Raw genomic sequence first — 3,743 nt, 5'->3', positions numbered from 1 at the left:
TGATGTTGAAGGGCGGATTATATCGGGTTCCGGGCGGTGTTTCAACACAATATGGCGGATGAACAGAAACCGGTACGTCGTTGCCCCGCCCCGGCCCAAAGGGAACGGTTCCCTAAGGCGCCCAAGCACCGGGCGAACCGGTTCCGTACCATTTGTACCGTCTGCGGCCCGCCGCCTTGTCCTGATTTTTGTTAATCCGCTATACGTCTGATTGATGCCGAATCTTTGGAAGAAGTCTTGAAACAATAGAAGCAGGCAATTGGAATAGGGTTTTCTTTTCATAAGAAACAGCCGCAAAGACCGTGATCTTTGCGGCTGTCTGTTTTCTGTCCGTCAGAACCGGTAGCCTACGCCGATTTGTCCGCTGTGGTTGCCGTACTGTTTGGAACCGGTGTAGCTGTAACGTGCCAAGCCGTTCCAGCCGTTGCCGAATTCGACATCCACCCCCAGACCGGCAACCCGGCGGGTGTGCGGCATATTGCGTGCACCCGTCTTGCCGGTTGCTGCAGCCGCGCCGGTAAAGCCGCCCGTTACCGCGTAGTCGCGTCCGTTCAGGTCGCGTTCCACGCCCGCCGTCGCAGACAGGACGGCTTTATCGCTCAAGGGTTGCGACAGCTTCAGACCCGCGAGTCCGACCAGTGTGCCTTCAGTGAGGCTGTTGCCGCTCCAGCCCAAAGCACTGCCTTTTTCGGCGAATGCATCCTGTTTGAGCAGGTCGTGGCGCAGACCGCCTTCAACCGTCAAATCTCCCGTTGCGGCAAACGGAACGTTGACACCACCCAGTGCGCCCAGCTGCATCAGCGTGCCGTTGACGCTGCCTTCCGCATATTCATCCGCACCGGTGCTGCGGCTGATGCTGTTTTTGTAGCGTCCGTAGGAGAACAGGCCTTTGAGATAGCCGATATCGCCCACATCGTGCCGTATGCCTGCAAACAGACTAATGCTGTCGGTTTTTGCATTTGCACTGTTTTCGCTCCATGTGCTGCGTCCTATGCCCAGTGTGGCGGCTGCTGTCGTATTTTCGCCGGTTTTCGCGGCAATGCCGATAGTTTGGGTACTGCCGCGCATTTTGCCTTCGACACCGCCCTGTTCCCACGTTCCACCGTCCTGTTGGGTTTGCGCGATGACGCGCAGACCCGTACCGTTGTGGTCCAACCCGTCCGATACGGCTTTCAGGCGGCGTCCCTGCATATCGGCATGGGCGGCGGCACTGTCGGCATAGACGGTAGCGGCGAGACTGTTGAAGATGCGTACGCCGTCGGCGGTATTCGCATGCTGTACGGCTGCCGCTGTGCGGAAAGTTGTGCGCCGTAGGCGGATGCCCGGCATATCTGTGCGGTCGGCGACCGCAGTTTCAACCGTCTCGGGTGTTGCGGATGATTCGGAGGCATCCAGCTCGACCATCAGGTTTTCCAGATTGCTGCCGCCCTGTTCTACGGCGTGTTTCAGACCGGCGGGCGCGGAATGTGCCGCTGCCGAAGCAGTCCGTGCCGCATTGCCGCGACGGACATAATAGGACGGCGTGTCGCCTTCACTGCCCGCTGTTTTTTCGACGCTGTCGAGGGAAGCCAGCAGACCGCCGTCGGTTTCGATATTTTTGAAGAAAGAATAATCCTGCCCGATTTTGGCGGCACTCAGGAAGGGAACACGTCGTCCGGTACTGTTGAGATAGCCTGCCCCCTTGCCGCGTGCCGACATGTACAGCTTGCCGTCGGTAATCGCCGTACCGTCCACTTTCAGCAGTTTGCCCAAACGTGTGTACAGCGTACCTTTGTCGCCCAGCTGCAGACCGCCTTTTGATGTGTACGGTTTCGTTTGCGCCGGATTGGTCGGTATCTGCCAGATAGACAATGCCGTGGCTGTTCAGGCTGCCGCCGGATGCCGCCCCGTTATAAATCAGTGCACCTTTGGTTTTGACGTGCATATCCGATAACACCAGCGAACCGCCTTCGATAACGGTTTTGCCCGTATAGGTGTTGTTGCCGTGCAGTTGCAGTTGGCTGCCGCCTTTTTTGATCAGACCGCCCGTGCCTGAAATGTCGTTACGGAAGGAGTAGGCAATATCGGATGTACCTTTCGTATCGGCGGTAAAGTCGCCGAACGGAAAGGACGCGGGTCCGTTCATGGCCTTACCCGCATCCAGCAGCCCCCAGCCGAACTTGCTGTCCACTCCGACTGCACCGATGTCCTGAGCCGTCGTCAGCAGCGTGGTACGCAGGTTGTCGTTGCTCATCCACGGGTATCTCTGCAGCAGAGCCGCCGTGCCGGTTACGATGGGTGCGGAAAAGGATGTTCCGGCAACTTGAATCGGTCTTGTACGGGTGAAATGGACGGTTGCTTCATAGGATGCCGACAGGCACCACATGGCAGTAATTCCGCAATGGTTGGAGCCATTGAACTTTTCTCCACTGCGGTCTACGCCTGCGACTGTGATAATGCCTTTTTGAGTGTCTTTTTCATAAAATGGCAATAGGGTCAGTGTGTTGGGCTGAGCTTGTGTGTCATTGCCTGTCGAAAAGATGAAAAGGATGTTTTTATTACGGATGTGGTAGGACAGGTTGCCCTAATCGCTCTGTTGCATCAGGCGGATACCCTCATCTGTTTTATCACCGCCGGAATAGTCGAGCAACGTTTGGCGGTACTGCTCCTCCGAATTGGCTATTTGGAAATGGTCGGCAGTGCCTGCCCTCGATGTTGTTCCAAAACTGTTATTGACGATGCGCACGCCACGTTCGCCCAGCTTGACCCATGCATTGCGGATGGCTGCAGACATTATTTCTCGTTCTTGGTTCCATCATGCGTATTCATTATGTGTAGCGTCGCATCGGGCGCAATACCGCCTGCAGGTCTGCCGTCCACGGAACGCCCGCCAATAATATGGGAGACCACATCGATGTGTCCGATTTCTTTTACATGGCGGATATCCGTCGGCTTTGCTTCAGTCTCTATAACGGCCTCATTGTCGAAAGAAGCTTCAATGTCTTTACTGCCTCTGTCTTCAGGCGCTTCCTTCCGCATATACGCCGTATAGTTTTTGTAATTTTCGTTATAGCCGTGTTCTTTTCTGCCATACAGTTCGGGAAAGGATATGCTGCCGACGGATTCGCCTGTATCGACGATACCTACCTCTACCCCGCGTCCTGTATAGCCTGCTTCAATTGCAGGTTTGAGGTTGATCATATTCTTAATATTGGTCATTTGGGTTTGAAAAGTCTCCGGTATGCAGATTCGGGGGGCTTTGATTTTGGCATCCCTGTCTGTAACCGCAACGTCATCCCGATCGGCACAGAGCATGCTTCTGTCTTTGCACATTTCGTTTTTTATACCGGCGTAAGATACTGCTGCTGATTCCGCTATCGTTGCCCTGCTGTTGCTGCCGATACCGGTGCCGCCTGCATTGAAGTCGGGAGCAGAAGTGCCGCCGCCGCCGCCTAAGCAGGCAGAAAGTGTTGTTGCAACAGCTAACGCCATGGCAGCCGGTTTGAAAGTTTTTGTAGGGAAGGTTGAGGTGGTTCGCATGATGAGGTCTCTTTGAATCTGACAATAGAATTCAGGCGAAGGAATAAAAATTTCGTAATGTCCAGATGTAACCCATTTTTATATTTTGAATTATATCTGTCCTGGACAACTAGGATAAACTCGATTTTGCTAATTGTTTTAAAATGGAAATTTGAACTTTTATCTCACTGTTGTTAAAACGCCGTTCGCACTCCTTTAAATACGGCTCAAAATGCTCTTTGGGA

The 3,743-nt window shown here is 54.1% G+C and carries 1 protein-coding gene and 2 pseudogenes; all 3 read right to left on the bottom strand.

Annotated features, from left to right (window positions below):
• Positions 1 to 282, bottom strand: a 282-nt coding sequence (locus tag DFR77_RS13895) for a hypothetical protein (protein WP_113852156.1), incomplete at its 3' end; no start/stop codon positions are given.
• A 51-nt stretch (positions 283 to 333) separates the two neighbouring features.
• A pseudogene (gene nalP / locus DFR77_RS12400) lies at positions 334 to 3,519 on the bottom strand (serine endopeptidase autotransporter NalP).
• A 109-nt stretch (positions 3,520 to 3,628) separates the two neighbouring features.
• A pseudogene (locus DFR77_RS12390) lies at positions 3,629 to 3,743 on the bottom strand (IS1595 family transposase); the annotation flags it as partial.

Origin of the sequence: Neisseria gonorrhoeae, assembly GCF_003315235.1 — a bacterium.
In the GTDB taxonomy this organism is placed as follows: domain Bacteria; phylum Pseudomonadota; class Gammaproteobacteria; order Burkholderiales; family Neisseriaceae; genus Neisseria; species Neisseria gonorrhoeae.
This window is presented reverse-complemented; position numbering and strand designations above follow the sequence as displayed.